Here is a 19953-nt window from a genome sequence, read left to right as displayed (position 1 = left end):
TTTGTGTTGTATCTATAAATAAAATATATAAAAACTGGTTTCGTTATATTTTTTGTCAATATAAGCGTAAGGCTGGGGGAGTGTTTTCGCGATTTTTAGCGCAGTTAATCATATTTAATATATTGAAATGACATGTTTTTGTATTTTTCATTCTAAAGAAGGAGGATTTTTTATTGAGTTGGAACAATACTGTTGGAGTTACAATAATAATTATTGTTTATGAACTAAAAAATTTTGGTTGGCATGGAATAAAGAAATAATTTATAAATTAGCAAACGAGAGATAGGTTATTATTGCACGGCTGTTGTTAAAGTGGTTTTTATAATAAGAAAGGCCACAATAGTGGCCTTAATTCTTTAGGATGTCGTTGGTTAGTGATTTCTAAATTCACCAACAACGTCATTTGAATGCTCTAGTAATTTACGACCTTGACGACTCGATTGCGTTAAAGCGATAAATAGAATATCAATAACAAAGTCTTGCGCAGTACGGGCAAGTATCGATGATAAACGGACTGACTCTTCTTCTGCCACAGAGTAAAGCCTAACATTGGCTTGATCAGCAACAGGGTTACTACCAAATTTAGTGACAGAGATCACGTAACTGTCGTTTTTCTTAGCCTGCTTTACCACTTCAGCAATTTCTCTGGTGACACCCGATTCACTGATCGCAATAACTAAGTCGCCTTTTGCAAAGGTTGATACATAGGCGAGCTGCGCATGACCATCAGGTTCAGCTATTGCTGGCATACCTAACTTTTGCAGCTTATAAGAGAAGTCTTTAGCCACCAGGGCAGAGCCCCCTAAACCACAAATTAAAATTCGTTTAGCTGATTTTAACAAGCTAACAGCTTGTTCAATGGCTAGCGCTTCATTGAGGTTTTTTGTTTCAGTAAGCACAGCAAGTTTACTACTGAGTAGCTTTTCTGCTATTTGCTCTAGTGAATCACTTAAGGTGATTTTACCATGCAGTTTTGGTTCTGATGTTTCATCATTGAGTGCATCAATGACAGCCAGCTTAAATGCTGGAAAGCCTTTGTAGCCCAGTTTTTGCGAAAATTTTACAACGCTTGACTGGCTCACGCCGACAACTTTAGCCAGCTCTACAGACGAAAGATTACGAATAGCATTAGCTGAGTTCAATGTGAAGTCGGCTAGCTTAGCTTCGCTGCTCGATAGGGACTGACGTAAGGCTTTAATTTTTACAAATGTAGACATACTACCCGCTTATTTTTATATTTGGCGTATTTATAGCATTAATCGAAATAAATTTGTACTTATTCTAGGTTCAAATGTAACCATCTTTGTTTTTACTCTTGTTCCTAGGCGTACAAAAAATAAATTATTCCCAATAGCCGCAATTAAGTTTTGGAATATTGTTTAAGAATAATTGGAATAATATAGTTTTAATTATCTAATTTTACAACACCAATAGCACGAACTAACAGATTTATTTGCTAGTCGCTTGGGCACTGTTTTTATGGTGGGATAAAATATCTTTATTTGATTTGCTTGTTGAAATAAATTATTTACAAATCATTTTACTGTGATAGGGTTTGGTTTATACAACTCAAATCGAGTTGTCCAAACTACAATAACAATATGAGAACTGGGTTTATTTAATGTATTGTTTACTAAATACCGCTAATCGTGGTTTTGGGATTGCGCTTATTTACTTTGATCAGCAATGAGAAGGCTATGACGTTTTTATCTTGGTTTAAAAAACTTTGTTTAGTTACAACTACCGCACTTTTGACTAGTTGTGCTTCAACACCTTACGAGTTTACACAATCTGCCAATTACAGTCATCGTGTTAAGTTTTTAGTCATGCATTACACCGCTATTGATTATGAAAAATCGATACGTGCTTTAGTCGATGAAGGTGGTTTAAGTGCTCATTATTTATTACCAGAGTTAAATGATCCTAGCTACCCTGAGGATGAATTAAAAGTAATTCAACTAGTTGATGAACATGATAGGGCGTGGCATGCCGGGACAAGCTTTTGGCAAGGCCGTGAAGATTTAAATGATCAATCAATTGGTATCGAAATTGTTAACGTACCAAGCTGTCACTATCCCGAAGTTAAACCTGATGAGCAAATGGAAAATGACGCCTCAAAACTGTGTATTTTCCCCGATTTTGACGCTAAACAAATAGCGTTATTGATTGAGCTCAGTAAAGGTATTTTAGCCCGTAACCCTGATATTGGCCCAACTCAAGTTGTAGGGCACTCCGATATAGCGCCTACACGAAAAAACGATCCAGGTCCGCGCTTTCCATGGTATCAATTGTACCAAGCTGGTATTGGTGCATGGTATGACAGTGACACGGTTGATAAATATTGGCAGCAATTTAATTTAGTTAAACCATCAATTAGTTTAATGCAAAAAGCGTTACGTGGTTATGGTTATGATGTACACGTGACTAATCAACTTGATCCACAAACCCTTGATACATTAAGTGCCTTTCAAATGCACTTTTTACCTTGGCATGTAAGCGGTAATGCAGATGCGCGCAGCGCTGCGGTATTGTTTGCTTTGATGGAGAAGTACTTTCCGAAAAAAGCAGCTAAGTTAATGTTGCAATATCAACAACAGCAACTTGCCCCAGAACCGATTATTAAGCCTTTAGCAAATGCGCAGGTTGTGTTGCAGGTACCAAATCCTAATCCAAGTTCTCGGGCACTGGTTAATGACCGTGGTACATTTAAAGCTTATAAAGGCCGAGGCGAAATTATCATTGAAAATAACACCGCAACGAGCGCGGATATTTTTATCAATGGTGAAAAAATAAATATTGCTCAGCCACTTATGGCAAATAATAGCTACAAATACAGCTTATCTAAACGGACTCACAACGGCACAAATACGTTCAAGGTTGAAAATGTGCAGCCTGAAGGGGCAAGTTTAACATTACGTTTTCCTTACCCAACATTAGTAACTAAGCCTGTAAAGTCAGTGCAGTTTAATAACGTGGATAAATTGATCAATGAAGAAGTCGCGGCAGGATTTCCCGGTGCCGTACTGGCAGTGATCAAAGATGGTAAGTTAATTAAATTAAGCCACTATGGCGATGCTAAAAAATACCTTGCTGATGGCTCATTATTAGAGCAGCCACAGCAGATGAAAAGCGATACATTATTTGATATTGCCTCTAATTCAAAAATGTTTGCCACAAATTTAGCGTTAATGAAATTAGCCAGTGAAGGTAAAGTTGATGTAGAAAAACCGCTATTTTATTACTTACCTGAGTTTCGTGGTGCGGGCCGTGAGCAGCGGTTAGTCAAAGATTTACTGACCCACAGTGCAGGTTATCCCGCGGTAGTTGATTTTCATCGTAAAGATAATAAGTTTGGTGAGCGATTCTTTTCACAAAATAGCTTACGTACTAAAAACTTATTACTGACAGGCGTGCCATTTGTTGCGGGTCGTAGCGTTAAACATTTATATTCAGATATTGATTACATGTTACTCGGTGTATTAGTGGAGCGACTTTCAGGGCAGTCGCTGGATAATTATGTTGAAGGGCAAATTTTTCAACCGCTTGGTTTAACCCACACCGTTTATAATCCATTGCAAAAGGGCTTTATAAAAAACCAAATAGCTGCCACTGAGTTAATGGGAAACACTCGTGACGGGCGGATCAGCTTTGATAATGTTCGTACCGACGTTTTACAAGGGCAAGTACATGACGAAAAAGCATTTTATGCCTTAGGTGGGGTCGCAGGTCACGCAGGACTTTTTAGTACAGGTCAAGACTTAGCTGTGCTTGCGCAGTTATTGCTGAATCGCGGTGGCTATGGTGATAAGCAAATATTTACCCCGCAAGTATTAGAGCAATTCATTGCCCCGCAAGCCAGCGATGAAAGTTATGGTTTAGGTTGGCGTCGTGCCGGTAACGGTGCTTTACAATGGCATTTTGGCCCGTACGCGAGCCCACAAGCGTATGGTCACACTGGCTGGACGGGCACGGTTACTGTGATTGATCCCGCTTATGACTTGGCGATAATTTTGCTTACCAATGCTCGCCATACCCCGATTGAAGGGAATGAAACAGATTATGAATTTATGGGGAGAAAGTTTGAAACCGGTAAATATGGCTCAATTGTTTCGCTAATTTATGAAGCAATATTAAATAAGCATTGATCTAAATGGCAGTGTTCAGCTTATCGCTAATCGATTTAAGTTGTGTTTATTGACGAACAGATTAAGCTAATGAGTTTGTTCCAGCCTTTATAACAAAGGCCTGATAATAATTAGAGTGAGTCATAGACTCACCACAAAAAAGGTTACAGTATGTCTTGGTATTCAATTTTACCGCCACTAATTGCGATTTTGATCGTATTTTGGCGCAAAGAAGTCATTATGGCGCTACTTGTCGCTGTTGCTTCTTCAGAGTTTTTGCTGGCCTTGCAAGGTAACGGTAATACACTTTTTAATACATTTATAAATACCATAGAGCGCGTGGTGAGCGTAGCAAGTTCGCCAGGTAATAGTCGTATCCTAATTTTTAGTATCTTAATCGGTGCATTACTTGCTTACATACGCGAATCGGGCGGTGTGGCTGCAACAGTAAATGTGTTGATGAACAAAGGTGTGGCAAAGAGCAAACGCCAAGTGGGTTATTTAACCATGTTTTCAGGTATTGCGGTGTTTATAGAATCTAACTTAAGTGTACTGACTGCGGGTATTTTATCGCGGGGTTTATTCGATAAATTTAAAATGAGCCGTGCTCGCTTAGCATACATTATTGATAGTACCAGTGCTCCTGTGTGTATTTTGATTTTACTTAATGGTTGGGGGGCATACATACTTGGCTTGCTTGGTAATTATGAACTGTCAGAGTCGGCAGTCTCGGTGTTATGGGGCAGCATAGGCTATAACTTTTACGCCATCATCACCTTACTCATTGTGTTTTACACAATCTCGTTTGATAAAGTACACGGCCCGCTTAAAAAGGCTGAAGAGCAATTAGAGCACCAAAAAACAGAGCTGCAAGAAGAAGTAACAGGCACTAAAGCACGTTATATGCTGGTTCCTTTACTTACTTTAATAGGTAGCATGGTCGGCTTTATGTATTGGTCAGGTAATGGTGATATTGCCAGCGGCAGTGGCTCTAAGTCGGTATTGTATGCAACTATTTTAGCTTGCGTTGTCGCCTACTTATTAATGGTAAGCTCTCGTCAATTTACTCACCATAAACTGGTTGATATTGGCTTTAAAGGCATGGGTGAGTTATTACCCTTAGTCGCGATTGTATTACTATCATTGACTCTCGGCGCCAGTTTAAAAGATTTAGGTACTGGCACTTTTGTTGCGGGCTTAGTGGGTGATTACTTACCTATTTACTTAGTCGTACCAGTGTTGTTTGTAACCGGTGCGGTGATCTCTTTCACAACAGGCACCTCATGGGGTACATTTGCAATACTTATCCCGATTGGTGTGCCATTAATTCAAGCGCTTGGTTTACCGCCGTCATTAGTGATTGCGGCAATTTTAGGGGGCGGCGTATTTGGCGATCATTGCTCGCCAATATCAGATACCAGTGCGGTGTCGGCAATTGCCTCAGGCTGTGACTTACTTACTCACGTTAAAACGCAAATGCCGTATGCATTATTCGCGGGTGGCTTAACGTTTGTTGCTTACCTAGTTACGAGCATTATTGTGTTGTAAAGAGTTAGCGAGCTTGCGAGAGTAAAGTTAGCTAGTCAGCGAAAAGCCTGCAAATTTGCAGGCTTTTTAGTTATAGTGCAGCAATAAAACAGCAGCTATTGATGGATTAACTTTTTATATTTGGCAGGGGGTATTTGTAAAATAGCGTTGAACTCATTGTTTAGGTGAGATTGATCGGAAAACCCGCACTCAAGGGCGAGTTGTGCCAAGCTTAGCTGTGGGTTTGCTTTTATAAGTTGTCTGACTTGCCTGACTCTGTAATTACGTGCTAGGTGTTTGGCAGTGATGCCACAGGTGTTTTTAACGTAGCGCTCTAATTGCCGCTTACCTTTAGGGGTGTGCTCGTAAGCAGTACTTAGTGGGGTAAGATTGATTATTTTATGGATCAGTTTTTGTGTGTGCTCAATAGCCTGATGGTGTATTTTTGGTGCATTGAGGTGCGCCGACAACAAATCAATAAACGAATCTAAGTTAGCATATTGGTCAAGCGCCTGTGCTAAACCTGCTAAGGTTGCAGGCGCCACAAGCGAATGATTTACCTTTTGTAAATGGGCAAGTCCAGCGGGTTTAAACCGGATCCCACAAAAGACGGAGCCAGCAGTAAACGTTACTTTTTCTGACTGTGTTGATATGGTTTGCATGAAATAGGGGGAATTTAATGGTTTTCCAGCTAAATTAAGACGCCCAGATAGCAAAAATATAACGCCTTTTGCGCCATCGCAGGAGAGCCAACTCTCCCCTGAAGATTGGGCGTTTGCAAACCAAACTGCTTGTACATAATCAGCGATATCGCCCGTTGGGCTGTAAATAGTTTATCGTTCATTAAACTCGACTGTCGATTTAAACATTTTGACTATACGATTCCAACTATTTATAGCATTAATTGCTACGGTGAGGGTAACTAAACTTGGTTGATCAAATAATGCTGAAAGTGTTTGGTAAAAGTCATCATCAATGTTCTGTGACAAAGTCAACTTCTCGCAAAGCGCTAATGCAGCACGTTCTTTATCGTTATAAAGTGGCGCGTCTTGCCACGCATTGAGGGCAATAATGCGGTTAATGCTCTCGCCATACTCCAGTGCTTGTTTGCTATGCATGGCTAAACAATACGCGCATTGGTTTAACTGTGACGCTCTTAGTTTTAGCAGCTCCCAAATTGTCACTCCAAAGGTAGCCTCGACTTTCTGTTTGATCAGTGCTTCTTGATCAATCAAGTAGGTCATTAACTCGGGTTCGATATTAACGTAATTCGCTCTTTTCATAATAGTTCCAAATCGATAAATAACTGCTAGCTAGTTTATTGACGGATAAATAAAAAGAATTGTAAAAAAGCGACTTTGTGATTTGTTTTTAGTGTAGTCGTACTGCGCTAAATACTTGTCATACTATTACACAATAAGAAAGCTGTATAAGTGGCTGATATATTAATTTCACCCTAAAATTAGCGAATTTCAATACTAATTTAGTTCTCAAGCTATAAAAAAGCTCACATCGAATTATGCTGGTTTACTTTAATTTAACAATCGACTTCATTTGTAGTATAAATAGTCCTAATATAAGTGCGCAAACGATAATTGTTAACCGTTTGTACCTAAGTGCAGGATTTGCATTTTACACAACACCATTCAAGGAATGGCATAAATTGGAGCAAAAGAATGAGCGTTATGACAACACTGATACAACGGCACAAGAGTCTATTGTTACTTCTTTTATCTACTTGTAGCTTTGCTACATTGGCATAAAATTGTACAACCATGCCCACCTCTGGTGGGGTTTACTCTTTAATTAACCGTGGCTCTGGCTTGGCATTAGTTGTAAATACGTCTGATACTAGTGGCGCACCGGATGTAATTAGCTATCAATATTGGGGTGGTGCAAACCAGAAGTTTGCTTTCACTAAGGGCAGTGATGGTTACAGGGCTATTCGTTTGCAGCATAATAACCAAGTACTTGATGTACTCAATTCGTCACAGTCTAATGGCGCTAATATTGTGGTGTATGACGATTGGCAAGGGGATAATCAACGCTGGCAGCTGAAGGTGTCTTCATCGGGTGGTTTTAATATTGTAAATAAACTTACGCAAAAGTCATTAACTGTGGCGGGTTCGCAAAACGGTGCCAATGTGTATCAAAAAGATGATGCGGGTGGCAGTTCACAGCGCTGGTATATCAACCCTGTTTCAGGTAGTTGTGGTAGCAGTAGTGGTGGCGGTCAAACAACAGCTGGTTTAATTGGTTTTGCAGCACAACCGGGTAATGATGGCCTTGCAACTACCACCGGCGGCGGTAATGTATCTCCTACTATTGTTACTAGCTGTAGTGCGTTAACAGCCGCATTAAACTCAACATCAACTGCGGTTATTCAAGTTCCTAACAATACAACGATTAACTGCCATACGACAAATAGAACTGTTGCAGCGTGTCCTCTTGATTGTGGCACATGGGGCGATTACGGTAAAACCTGGTATCGCTACCGGTTGGTAACCAAAGTTGTAGTGAATTAGGTAGCAGCTCCAACAACACGGTTAACGTTACACGTAATGACTCTCGTCTTCGTGTTCGCTCAAATAAAACCCTTGAAGGATTGGGGAAAAACTCAAAAATTATCGGCGCAAGCTTAGTGATCAGTAATGATCGTAATATCATCATACGTAATATTTTACTTGAAGATATTAACCCTGCATTAGTTGAAGCGGGGGATGCTATTTCTGTTGATGACAGTAGCCACGTCTGGATTGATCATATGGCGTTTAATAAAATTAGTGACGGTTATATTGATATTGGCAATAGCCAAAATGTCACTTTAAGCTGGAACCGTTTTTATGGTTATAATACGTAAGTGTGTGCTAACAAATATTGGTACACTCATTTATTCAAAAACTCTCAAATAACGGCACATCATAACTTTTGGGATACAGCGGCAGGGCGCAACCCTAAAGTAGACGGCTACAATTCACGCGTTCATATGTTTAATAACTATTGGAAAAACATTACTTATTTTGCAATTAGTGCAGGTAATGGCGCTGAAGTATTAGTAGAAAATAATTACTTTGAAAACAGTGCAAAACCACATTGGAACCAAGGCTCAGGCTACTTTAGCGCGTCAGGAAATGTGTATACTGGCGTATCAGCAACTGATCAGTATCGCGACAATAGCGCTAACATCTGTAACGATATCCAGTTATACCCATACAGTTTAGACAATGCCAATAGCTTAGGCAGTCAAGTTGATGGCGGTACAGGGCCGCAGTAATACACCCAAACCACCTAAAAATACAATAAGCCCTCAATTTAGAGGGCTTATTGTATACTGTTTTAGTTATGAAACATTTAAATTGGGCTTTTAGGTATGCATCAATTCCGAGGTATAAATCGCCGTTTGGGTGGGTGGAAATCCTATGTCCTCTGCCAGCACCATCAAAGAGTTTGCTATGGCTGAATTGTTATCTTCATTCAGTAAAGTGCGACTATTTGCGTGAAATACAATAAACGTAGACAAAGTTGAGGTTAGATCAATTTGATGTAGTGTTTTTTCATAAAAACGTAGGAGCTGCCTTTAGCGGCAAAAGCCTTACTATAATGATAATTGCTATGATCTGTAGGTCGGACTTCAGTCTGAAAAAGCATTATATAATTCAGTTGTGAAGGCATTAAATTATTCAATTTTGAATAAAGTAATGCCTAGATTAGAAAACTCACGTGATGAAGCAAGGTCTCTTTGAGTTTTCTTATACCTCAAGATACCAATAACGTGCCTTTATACATTTGCATTTGGCAATGAAAAGCATATTCACCCACTTTAAGTGCTGGCAGCTCAACAGTGTTATTCTCACCCATAGCGAGCGTTTTACTGATATCGAGTGAAGGAAACACCACCGTTTCGGCGCATGGGGCACTGTCTTGTCGATTAAACGTCAGCGTTACTTTTTTACCAGCAGCCACTTTAATATGGGCAGGGGAATAAACCCCGTTATTAACCACTATGGTTATTTTGTTGTTATTACTTTGCACTTGCTTAGGTTTGTATAGCCAAAACCAGTAAATAATAACCGCAATTAACAACGCGCCGAGTATATTGATCATCAACATAATGCTACTCCTATTTATAAAATTACGATTTACTAGGTTTAAAAAAGCGCAGGCGATTGGCGTTTGTGACCACAGTCAGCGATGACAATGCCATAGCAGCACCTGCAACAACCGGGTTTAGTAATATGCCAAAAAATGGATATAACAGCCCGGCAGCAATTGGAATACCTGCCACATTGTAAATAAATGCACCAAATAAATTTTGCTTAATATTGACTATAGTGGCGCTACTAACCGCAATGGCATCACCAAGACTCTGTAATGAGCCACGCATTAAGGTGATATCAGCGCTCTCAATCGCCACATCTGTGCCAGTGCCAATAGCAAACCCAACATCGGCTTGTGCCAGTGCCGGCGCATCGTTTATACCATCACCCGTCATACCGACTATTTCACCTTTAGCTTGGCGTTTAGTTACTTCACTGGCTTTGTCATCAGGCATTACTTGGGCAATAAAGTCCTTAATACCGACTTTGTTAGCGACGGCTTTGGCGGTAGCTTGATTATCGCCGGTCAGCATAACAACATGGATACCTTTATTTTGTAGACGTTTAATGGCCTCTGCTGAATCGTCCTTTATCGGATCGGCTACCGCTATAATGGCTTGTAGTTGGGTATCAATGGCAAAATACATTGGCGTTTTAGCGGCGCTGGCTAATTGCTCTGCTTGCTCTTTTGCCTCTGCAATACTGATATTGTGTTGGCTCATAAGCGCTTCATTGCCAAACAATAAAGTTTGTCCATCAAATGTGCCTGTCACACCTTGCCCCGTGACGGCGTTAAAATCACTGACTTTTTCAACCGTGATATCTTCATTTTCAGCATAACTTACAATAGCTTGCGCTAAAGGATGCTCAGAGCCGCTTTCAAGACTAGCAGCAAGCTTAAGGATGTGTACTTTATCGCTGTCATTAAAATTAATGATATCGGTAACGGTGGGTTTACCTTCGGTGATCGTGCCAGTCTTATCTAAAATCATGGTGGTTATTTTAGAGGTGGTTTGCAGCGCTTCTCCATTACGGATAAGTATTCCCGATTCAGCGGCTTTACCTATCCCAACCATAATTGACATAGGGGTTGCTAAACCCAGCGCACACGGACAGGCAATGATAAGCACCGTAGTCACAGCCACTACCGCATAAGCAATGCTCGGCTCGGGGCCAAAATTAAGCCAAGCAAGGCCTGCGAGCACCGCAATAATCATTACGATAGGAACAAATACGCCGGATATTACATCGGCTAAACGCCCTATGGAGGGTTTAGAATTTTGTGCACGTTTAACCATATTAATAATAGTGGCAAGTGTGGTTTCACTGCCAATATGGGTGGCTTTAAATAGCAACGTGCCACTTTTATTAATGCTGCCTGCAACAACGGTATCGCTCTCACTTTTGTTGACTGGCATTGGCTCACCCGTGAGCATTGACTCATCCACTGAGCTGCTACCTTCAATGACTTCACCATCCACGGGGATTTTTTCACCGGGGCGCACACGCACAGTCTCGTTTTTTAGTACCTCACTAATAGCTACATCTTGCTCTTTGTTATCACGCACTACACGAGCTGTTTTTGGCTGCAAACCGATTAAGCGTTTTATCGCTTCAGATGTACGGCCACGGGCTTTTACTTCAAAGGCAAGGCCTAGGCTAATTAAACCGATGATCATCGCCGAGGCTTCAAAATAAACATGCCTGGCCACCTCGGGTAATACGCTTGGCGCAATTACTACCACCATAGAATACAACCACGCGGTACCTGTGCCCAACGCAATCAGTGTATCCATATTGGCGGTGTGGTTTTTAAATGACTGCCATGCGCCGTTGTAAAATTGTTTACCCGCAATAGCCATAACCACTAAAGTGACTATACCAACAATAAACCAGCCAATGCGCTGTGTATTGGTGGTGACACTCATATCAAAAATAAGCCCATACAGCATAAGCGGAGCGCCAACGCCTAGTGCCAATACCATATTACGCATTAGCTTTTTATAGTGCGCGTTATCGGCTTTGGCTTTTTCATCTAGCGCGTCTTGCTCCGACTCGCTATTCATTGGCTTAGCCTTGTAGCCAATATTTTCGACTGCTTCAATCAGCTCTGCTGATGGTGCATTGCCTTCAACCTGCACACTGCGATCAGCAAAGTTCATTTCAACACGCTGCGCACCAGATACACTTTTTAGCGCTTTTTCTATTTTTGCAACGCAGCTCCCACAGCTAGCGCCTTCAATCATAAAATTTTGCACTGTGTCTTTGCTATTACTCATTGTGCTTCCTCAGAATTAACTTGCTCGTTAAGGGGATCTACAAAGGTTTCAATTAAACTACATATATCGGCACTTACAGCACCATCGTTTAAGTTTTGCCACTGTTTTACTGCAGCTTGCATACGCGTTCTTAGTTTGAGAGTTTCTTGAAAATGTTGCTCTGTTTCTGCGAGCCGTTTAGTTATTAATTTTCGTGTCAGTGGGCAAGGGCAATTCCCTAGCTCCGACTGAGCAACTATTTGCTGAATATCTTTAATAGAAAAACCGAGTTGTCGCGCACTAATAATAAATTTTAAGCGTTGTTGATCGTCAGCGGTATACACCTGATAGCCATTGCTTTCGCTGCGAATGGGGTTAAGCAACTTTATACGAGTGTAATGGCGCACTGTATCTTGGGTCACCCCCATAGTTTTAGCTAACTGTTTAACATACATAACTTGACTCCATCGTTATTCAATAATGGCATGATAAACGTATGTGCAACACACAGGTCAACCGCTATTTTAAAACTAGGCTGTTTGTTGTTTTGATTTACATATAAAAGTTTTAACGCTTATCAATAGAAGTACTTGAAGGATGCAACAGTAACTATATGGTTAATGTTGAAATATGCATGAGCCAGATATTTCGTAGCTGATTAAATTCACTATAGTTTAGTTTGCCTCACTACGCGACTTTTAAGTACGACACTGTATTTCGCTGCGCGTTGTACTAATGGCTGTTAAAGCACTTTCTAGGGTTGCTGTAATGGCGACGCGCAAGCGCTTATAAGGTGGCTAAACTTTGTGTAGGGGCTGGCTTTAGCCACGAAGGGTTTAACACCAGTGATAGAGTTAACTATCGTAGCAGCTAAGCTTGCTGGCGCGCGTGGTTTGGTTGGCTAAAGTGCAACGATAAAACCAATGGGGGCGTTTAAATTTTAGGTCGTCCTTTAGGGCGAAAAAGTGAATATCACCACCGAGAGCACAGAGGCGCTTCGCTACACAGAGGTTAAATATTGGAAGTAGGAGCTGGCTTTAGCCACGAAGGGTTTAACACCAGTGATAAGTTCACCACCGTAGGCGCTAAGCTTGCTGGCGCGCGTGGTTTGGTTGGCTAAAGTGCAACGATAAAACCAATGGGGGCGTTTAAATTTTAGGTCGTCCTTTAGGGCGAAAAAGTGAATATCACCACCGAGAGCACAGAGGCGCTTCGCTACACAGAGGTTAAATATTGGAAGTAGGAGCTGGCTTTAGCCACCAAGGGTTTAACACCAGTGATAAGTTCATCACCGTAGGCGCTAAGCTTGCTGGCGCGCGTGGTTTGGTTGGCTAAAGTGCAACGATAAAACCAATGGGGGCGTTTAAATTTTAGGTCGCCCTTTAGGGCGAAAAAGTGAATATCACCACCGAGAGCACAGAGGCGCTTCGCTACACAGAGGTTAAATATTGGAAGTAGGAGCTGGCTAAAGTGCAACGATAAAACCAATGGGGGCGTTTAAATTGTAGGTCGCCCTTTAGGGCGAAAAAGTGAATATCACCACCGAGAGCACAGAGGGGCTTCGCTACACAGAGGTTAAATATTGGAAGTAGGAGCTGGCTTTAGCCACGAAGGGTTTAACACCAGTGATAGAGTTAACTATCGTAGCAGCTAAGCTTGCTGGCGCGCGTGGTTTGGTTGGCTAAAGTGCAACGATAAAACCAATGGGGACGTTTAAATTGTAGGTCGCCCTTTAGGGCGAAAAAGTGAATATCACCACCGAGGGCACAGAGGCGCTTTGCTACACAGAGGTTAAATATTGGAAGTAGGAGCTGGCTTTAGCCACGAAGGGTTTAACACCAATGTAAGGGCTAACCACCGTAGGCGCTAAGCTTGCTGGCAGCAACCAAGGGGCGGCTGCCGCCGGTCGCCCCTTGGAACCCCACGGCGCCCCGAGCATCACGCTTAATCCTTCAACGCATAATTGATGTGAACGTAAACGGCGAAGATAGGCCAACTTTCACATCCATGTACGCTCCCCAGTTCGGCCATTCATGGCCTCTCGTTCAAAGCTACGCTTTTCACCCATGGCCTAGTTTCGCGTTATCGGGCATTGCCTACATGGATGTCATAGGTAGGTACTTAAGAAAAATATTAAGTACAGCCTTAAAAATTTGGCTCTACCCCATACTGAAATACTCCTGTTTTTCGATCGCGTTTGGGGTGCGCCCTAGCTGCATTTTTCCTCAGAAAGTCAAATGCTCCATTAACTGCATTTAACAATCCTTTCCTATGCTTCCTAATAATCGCTGTTAATATGCCAATCCACCAACCCCCCGTTGTTTTTGCTACTGTCATTGTAGACATTTCAGTTTTGAATATCTTTTCAATACAGCCAGTTAAAAACCTTTTAAGCGTGGTTACTATTAAACTTACATAAATTAGCGCCTCTTGTAAGGTTGCGTTTGATGTTTGAAAGCCGCGTAAATTATTATAAGACTTACACTCCTTAAAAAGTAATTCAACCTGCCAGCGTAACCTATATAATTTGCCTATTTCAGTCGCTGTAAATTCATCAATAGATAAATTAGTGACTAAAAATGTATATTGTTTTTCTTTTTTTGACCAATACCCAACGACTCTTGTTAGCTTGTTTTTTATGCTAACATTCATATCAATAAGATCATTTTTAGGTAATTCGGGGAGCAACTCACATAACTTTGGGGAATGACTTCCTGTTAATTCCTGTCCATTTTGCTTAAAAGCATTATGTACTCTGACTGCTTTTAATCCCTTCGCTCTTAATACGTAAAATCCTCCTGCTTTATCTAATTCATGAATATAGCTACCTGAATAATATCCTCTATCAGCAAGTAACAACTGTCCTTTCAACTCTTTAAATTTTGGAAGTTCTTCACGTTCAGAGTAACTGTCTGGTGTTATACCTGCTTTTTCAAAGCAACCTTGCGTTAAATTTAAAGTAGCATGCAATTCAATAGCTGCTGGACACGTATTTGAAAATCGCCCAGGAAAAACATCTTTTAAAGAACGATGAAGCATAATAGAGCTACCGTCCTGAATTAAAATATTCTCAAACTTGAACAAATCTTTTTTCGTGTACTTAAGCGCATCATTTATCCAACAATTAAAAACTCTATTTGTTACCTCTCGCATTAGTTCAGCTAGTTCAGGTTTAACTAACTGGTTATGAAAAGGCTTATACTTAATAGACTGCCCTGTTAGCTGATTATAAACTCTTAATATTTCGGATAAATAGATCGTTTTTTTATCCCCAAGCGCAGCAACAAGACTAACAACCATATGAAATGCCGTAATATTTCTTTCTCTTTTAGTAAATGCTACTTGTTTACCAAGTCGGTTCAGTTTTTTTTCACTTAGGATACTTTTTAACTTATTAATAAAAATGTTAGCATTCATTTGAAGCTCTTTTCTTGATTCTGTGGTTTGTGTGGTAACAACCATTTGATCATGAATTGAGCTTCAACTCAATTTCTTAAGATCTTACCTATGACATGGATGTAGGTACTTCGGATTTGTCGGGAACAAAATCCTGCCATGCGCGATATTACTCATCAATTACTTATTTTCAGGGCGTGATGACGGGGGAAGGGTGTTAAACGTGAGATCGCTTTTCGGTCTTGGCAAGATGCAAAGTGCTGCCGCATTGGTTCCCTTTAATCTAGGGATTGAGTTGGGTTTGACCGCGAGAAGCGCCTTAGGTAGGCTATTGATATAAAATCAATTTGAATTGTTAAGATGAAAGATAATAGAAATATAAAAATTATAGATTTAGCTTCTAAAAACTGGGGGGGTGTAACTACGATTACCTTCTTTGTTTACAGTGTTTTTTGTTATTTTTGGACAATTACTTACTTTAATAGTTGGGATGTTTTTGCTTTTGATTATTTATCAAATACTGATATATATAACTTTACTATAGTATCTAGCGGTCTTCCTTTTTCATTAATACTCATTCTGTTGACACTATTAATGTTTAAAGCGACAAAAGATATTTCTTATGTACTAAAAAGAAAGGTGCGTGCCGAGGGTATTATCTATAGTGACAGGCAAAATGAGTGTGAAGAAGAACCCAATCTACTTTTTGTCAATGCTCTATCTATTATGATTTTAGTGTTAGCGGCATACGCTACTTACAATTATCACGTAAAATCTATTTCATCTAAAATTGAGTTAGCTAAATACAAGATTACAATTAAAAATCGACATGATGTTATGTGTGGCCATATTATCAGTAATGTTGGTGAGAATTTAGTTGTATGGGATTTTAGCTCTGATAATATTGTAGCTGTAAGCAAGAGCGCAGTTGAAAGTTATAGTGAGTTGAAATTGGCTTCTCCTCCGTTTGAATACAAATTGGTATACCCCGATGGTACTTTAACACCTCGTAAACATGGCTGGACTTCACCACCCCCAAGAAATATAAGAATAGAAACTGAAGATAGTAAGAAAGCGTTTCAAGAATGGAAAAATAGTTTCCTAAAGCAATGCTCTAGCTCAGGCAGAACAAATAAATAAGACACCTTTTCTTGTTTTATTCTTTGCTGTTCAACCCAGTATAAAAATAGAGTCAAATATCTTGCTACATAATTCTATTTAGCTGAGCATGTACCCTCAGTATTATAGTCATTAATACTGAGAACTTTTACAAAGTATTATGAAGCAAGTGATTATCCCCTGCACATCTTTACCCCATCCCCTGCATGTTTAAGCGCTATGATCTGGCCTTGGCTGTTGTGGGCCATGGCGAGCATGTCGCCTTTCATTATATTGCTCTCTACGGCGTGTTTGGTTTTTAAGTTATTCAATAGCGAATCTTTTATTTGAATGAGTACTTCGCTGTGGCAGCTGGCGATGTACCAGTCGTTATCTACTTTAACTAATTGCCCGTATTCAATATAGCGCTGTTGGTGTAGGCGCAGGTCGGCGGCGAGTTTATCGTCGAGTTGTTGTTTTTGGCTGGTGATCTCACTTGAATAACTGCCCGCATTATCTACTTGGTGTACTTCTATAAAGTGGTAACTGCTTTGCTGTACGGCAAAGGTGTTGTTAAGTGTGTGTTGTTGTTCTATGTTGTTATCTGTGGTGTTAAACATGGTAAAGCCCAGTACTACTAAAGCGCAGGCGAGGCCGGTCATTTGCAGGGGTAATAAAAATCGAGTCGGCTTTTTATTAGCTTTTTGATTCGGCATTTGCGTAAACAATGCCTGTTGTTCTGGCGTCAGTGTGTGGCGTTTTTTACGCTCACTAAAATGCTGGTTAAGTTGCTGCTCAAACTGTTCGTTATGCTTGTTCATGGTAGCCTCCTAATAATGTTTTTAAGTTTTGTTTTGCATAACGTAGCCGCGTTTTTACGGTTTCATGATTGCTTTGGGTGATCTGTTGTATGTCTTCAAGCGAAAAGCCTTCTTGCTGTAAGCTGAGCGCTTCGCGTTGTACAAAGCTTAGTTGCATTAAAGCGTGGTTAAAGGCTTCGTAATCAAAGCTTTGCTGAGTATTAGGTGCTGCAATTGCAGTATCGTCTTCTAATTCTACAAAACGCTGTTGTTTGCGAAACTCATCGATTAACGCATTACGGGCAAGGCGGAACAACCAGGCTTTCGGGTTGTCTTGCGGTTGATAATAATGGCGTTTTTCCATCACTTTTAACCATGTTTGTTGGCTTATATCAAAGGCGAGTTGCTCATTACTTTGCGTGACTAAGTAATGATACAAATCGTTGCCAAACAAGGTAACGAGTTTAGTTAAGTGGCGATTGTCGCCACTTTTTGCGTAGTCAGCCAAGTAGTCGTTACTGGGCTGACTGATAAACCATGACTTTAAGCTTGTAAGCATAGGCAACCTTATCCGTTAATGAGCTTTTATTGCGTTTGGTCTAACTTAAAATCAAGTTGTACGCTTTGCCCCGTTTGCATTTGTGCTACGCCATCAATCACTTTTGGGCGGTATTTCCAGCGTTTTATTGCCCGTAGTGCTTCACGGTCGAAAATGCGTTTTGGTTCTGCGTCAGTAACTTGTGCATCTATTACTTCACCGGTTTGAGATACATTAAAGCTTAATTGTACCCAGCCTTCAATGCCTTCTCGTGCGGCAATGGGCGGGTATTTAGGATTTATACGTACTATGGGGGTCGCATCACCGGTTGGTCGCTGTAAGTTAGCTTTTATATCGCCACCTATTTTATCAATACTTATATCTGGCGTTATTGCGGTTGTTACTATATTAGTATTAGTACTTGGCGGTGTACGCGGCGGCACTTTAGGCGGCGTTTGCATTTTAGGTGGCGGCGGCAAGGTTTGCTTGTGCTGCACTTTAGAATCTTCAGGTGCTTGGAATATTTCTACAATGATGCTGTCATCAATAAAGCTTGGCGCGCGTTGCTCGCCACTAATTAAGTACTGCATAAATGCAAATGCCGCAAAGGTCATGGCTGCACCACCAACAATGGCCGTTGATGTTTTTAAAGCATGATTAGTGTGTGGTAAAGCTACTGTTTGCATAAGCAAATCCTCGATAAGTTAAGTGGTATTCATCACTAAAACGTGCGCTAGATTAAAAAGGGGTGAAATATTTTTAAAAAGTTTCGTGTTTGCTTATGGGCATTGGTTACAATGGCGGCTGTGAATTTTGGTTTTTATTTTATTAGGCAGTTATGCAACTTATTCAAATTGATAAAGCTCGTTATCGTAAGCATTTAAACCGCGTTATTATCGGCTGCGGCTTGGCGTTGGCTATTGGCAGTTTAGCAATCTCACAACTACTAATCGCGTTATTCCCTGATGAAAGTGGCAGTCATTTTCATTGGAATTTAATAGGTGTAGTTATTACTAGCCTAACAATTGGCTGGGCGCTGAATAAATACCGCACGCATGATTATATGACCGAAGTGGTGTATGTGTGGGATCTCAAACAAGCATTGAATAAAATCACCCGTAAAATGGCAAAATTAAAAGCGGCGGGGCGAGAGGGGAATCCTCAAGCATTGTTAGCAATTCATTATAGTTATGCGGGCTCGCGGTTATTATGGCAACTAGACGATAACACTATCACCATGGATGAATTAGCTATTAAGCAAGCTGAGCTTGATAATGTGGCGGCTAAGTTTAATGTGACGTTAAACGTTGATGATTATGATGATGTTATTTTAAAGCAATTTTAGTTGCTTTTTTGTTTCTAGAATGTGTAAAGTAGCATTCGCTTTATAATAAAAAACTTAAAAGGAACTTCAATGACATTAAACAAGCTTTGCCTAGGTGCTTTGCTAACGATTTGTACTTTTTCATCTAATGCAAACGATGTTAATTTTTCAATCGGTGGCGGCTACCCTTACTTTGTTATACCAGAGGTATCATTATCAGCAGCACAAGGTACACAGCGCTGGTATGCTAACTATAAAATAGGCTTAGATGATGGTTTTTCTGTCGGGTTTGAACATGCGCTAACGAGCGATAAAAAGCATGCTTTAGGCTTAGTTGTTGGCGCCATTGGTGCACAAGATGATGGTCGTGAGTGTCCGGATACTGATGATAAAGACATTGGTGAGACATTTGGTAATATTTTTGGCTGTGCGCTATCAGGTATGTTTGATACAGAAACGACCAACGGTGTAGGCGTGAGTTATAGTTACCTTTTTAGTGGTTTAAATGAAGGCGGTTGGCGCGTTCGTTTTGAATTAGGCTACGGTGAAGGCAGCAACAGTAATGAAAAACGCGCTGATGGTGGCGTGAGTATTAGTTACGAATTTTAATAATTGCATTAGCTTATATAGGCTTTAGTGATAAATTAAAGCCTACCTCTACCTTGTAATACATAGTGAGTCATCTGATGTAACTGGTTATTTAATTCCTCTTACTAGCACCGCAAATTCCAACCCTACTTGGTAAATACTACCTGAAAATAGACAACCCACTTGATGGTCGAGCCAGACTT

At 40.5% G+C, this 19953-nt stretch carries 16 protein-coding genes and 1 pseudogene; 7 read left to right on the top strand and 10 right to left on the bottom strand.

The features are described 5' to 3' along the window. Positions 1–371: 371 nt before the first annotated feature. Positions 372–1217 (bottom strand): MurR/RpiR family transcriptional regulator, encoded by an 846-nt coding sequence (locus tag PVK79_RS18415; protein ID WP_145240869.1) that lies wholly within the window; start codon positions 1215–1217, stop codon positions 372–374. A gap of 480 nt (positions 1218–1697) precedes the next feature. Here PVK79_RS18415 and pbp4b point away from each other — a divergent pair, with 480 nt between their 5' ends. Beyond that, positions 1698–4145, top strand: coding sequence for a penicillin binding protein PBP4B (gene pbp4b / locus PVK79_RS18410; protein ID WP_257326331.1), 2448 nt, complete (start codon positions 1698–1700; stop codon positions 4143–4145). Positions 4146–4295: 150 nt separating this feature from the next. After that, a complete protein-coding gene (locus PVK79_RS18405; RefSeq protein ID WP_182731162.1) occupies positions 4296–5672 on the top strand; it encodes a Na+/H+ antiporter NhaC family protein in 1377 nt (458 codons plus the stop codon). Positions 5673–5767: 95 nt separating this feature from the next. Here PVK79_RS18405 and PVK79_RS18400 read toward each other — a convergent pair whose 3' ends face one another. Further along, positions 5768–6313, bottom strand: a complete 546-nt coding sequence (locus PVK79_RS18400; protein ID WP_257326330.1) for a helix-turn-helix domain-containing protein — start codon at positions 6311–6313, stop codon at positions 5768–5770. Positions 6314–6484: 171 nt separating this feature from the next. After that, positions 6485–6934: a carboxymuconolactone decarboxylase family protein gene (locus PVK79_RS18395; RefSeq protein WP_257326328.1), complete on the bottom strand. Its 450-nt coding sequence runs from the start codon at positions 6932–6934 to the stop codon at positions 6485–6487. Positions 6935–7426: 492 nt separating this feature from the next. On the opposite strand from PVK79_RS18395, the gene PVK79_RS18390 reads away from it, so the two are divergent. Together PVK79_RS18390 and PVK79_RS23630 are read left to right on the top strand one after the other, a co-directional pair. Next, entirely contained in the window at positions 7427–8176 is a 750-nt protein-coding gene (locus tag PVK79_RS18390; protein ID WP_257326327.1) for an RICIN domain-containing protein, read from the top strand. Further along, positions 8134–8925, top strand: a pseudogene (locus PVK79_RS23630) (pectate lyase family protein). The gene PVK79_RS18390 and the pseudogene PVK79_RS23630 overlap by 43 nt, the downstream one beginning before the upstream one ends. A gap of 482 nt (positions 8926–9407) precedes the next feature. Here the strand turns inward: PVK79_RS23630 and PVK79_RS18375 are convergent. The 4 genes from PVK79_RS18375 to PVK79_RS18360 all read right to left on the bottom strand — a co-directional run bounded on the left by PVK79_RS18375 (position 9408) and on the right by PVK79_RS18360 (position 15423). Further along, entirely contained in the window at positions 9408–9761 is a 354-nt protein-coding gene (locus tag PVK79_RS18375) for a cupredoxin domain-containing protein (RefSeq protein WP_182731166.1), read from the bottom strand. Positions 9762–9783: 22 nt separating this feature from the next. Then, positions 9784–12027: a heavy metal translocating P-type ATPase gene (locus PVK79_RS18370; RefSeq protein WP_257326323.1), complete on the bottom strand. Its 2244-nt coding sequence runs from the start codon at positions 12025–12027 to the stop codon at positions 9784–9786. Beyond that, positions 12024–12461: a MerR family transcriptional regulator gene (locus PVK79_RS18365; RefSeq protein ID WP_257326321.1), complete on the bottom strand. Its 438-nt coding sequence runs from the start codon at positions 12459–12461 to the stop codon at positions 12024–12026. The genes PVK79_RS18370 and PVK79_RS18365 overlap by 4 nt, the downstream gene beginning before the upstream one ends. A 1690-nt stretch (positions 12462–14151) precedes the next feature. Continuing rightward, entirely contained in the window at positions 14152–15423 is a 1272-nt protein-coding gene (locus PVK79_RS18360; protein WP_182732681.1) for an IS4 family transposase, read from the bottom strand. A gap of 339 nt (positions 15424–15762) precedes the next feature. On the opposite strand from PVK79_RS18360, the gene PVK79_RS18355 reads away from it, so the two are divergent. Beyond that, entirely contained in the window at positions 15763–16542 is a 780-nt protein-coding gene (locus PVK79_RS18355; protein ID WP_257326320.1) for a hypothetical protein, read from the top strand. Positions 16543–16694: 152 nt separating this feature from the next. On the opposite strand, the gene PVK79_RS18350 is transcribed toward PVK79_RS18355, so the two are convergent. Genes PVK79_RS18350 through PVK79_RS18340 form a run of 3 tightly spaced genes read right to left on the bottom strand, consistent with a single transcriptional unit; the run spans position 16695 to position 18524 of the window. Continuing rightward, positions 16695–17321 (bottom strand): hypothetical protein, encoded by a 627-nt coding sequence (locus PVK79_RS18350; protein ID WP_257326319.1) that lies wholly within the window; start codon positions 17319–17321, stop codon positions 16695–16697. Next, positions 17308–17859, bottom strand: a complete 552-nt coding sequence (locus tag PVK79_RS18345) for an RNA polymerase sigma factor (protein WP_149981704.1) — start codon at positions 17857–17859, stop codon at positions 17308–17310. Before PVK79_RS18345 ends, PVK79_RS18350 begins: the two co-directional genes overlap by 14 nt. 26 nt (positions 17860–17885) lie before the next feature. Next, entirely contained in the window at positions 17886–18524 is a 639-nt protein-coding gene (locus PVK79_RS18340) for an energy transducer TonB (RefSeq protein WP_257326318.1), read from the bottom strand. Between the two features lie 152 nt (positions 18525–18676). Between PVK79_RS18340 and PVK79_RS18335 the strand changes: the two genes are divergently transcribed. Both PVK79_RS18335 and PVK79_RS18330 read left to right on the top strand, forming a co-directional pair. Continuing rightward, positions 18677–19183: a DUF3087 domain-containing protein gene (locus PVK79_RS18335; protein ID WP_182718023.1), complete on the top strand. Its 507-nt coding sequence runs from the start codon at positions 18677–18679 to the stop codon at positions 19181–19183. 69 nt (positions 19184–19252) lie between these two features. Beyond that, positions 19253–19771: a hypothetical protein gene (locus PVK79_RS18330; RefSeq protein WP_145240892.1), complete on the top strand. Its 519-nt coding sequence runs from the start codon at positions 19253–19255 to the stop codon at positions 19769–19771. Positions 19772–19953: the final 182 nt, after the last annotated feature.

This window comes from Pseudoalteromonas rhizosphaerae, assembly GCF_028885455.1.
Taxonomy (GTDB): domain Bacteria; phylum Pseudomonadota; class Gammaproteobacteria; order Enterobacterales; family Alteromonadaceae; genus Pseudoalteromonas; species Pseudoalteromonas rhizosphaerae.
Note: the sequence above shows the minus strand (reverse complement) of the source record. Positions and strands in the feature narration are given on the sequence as shown.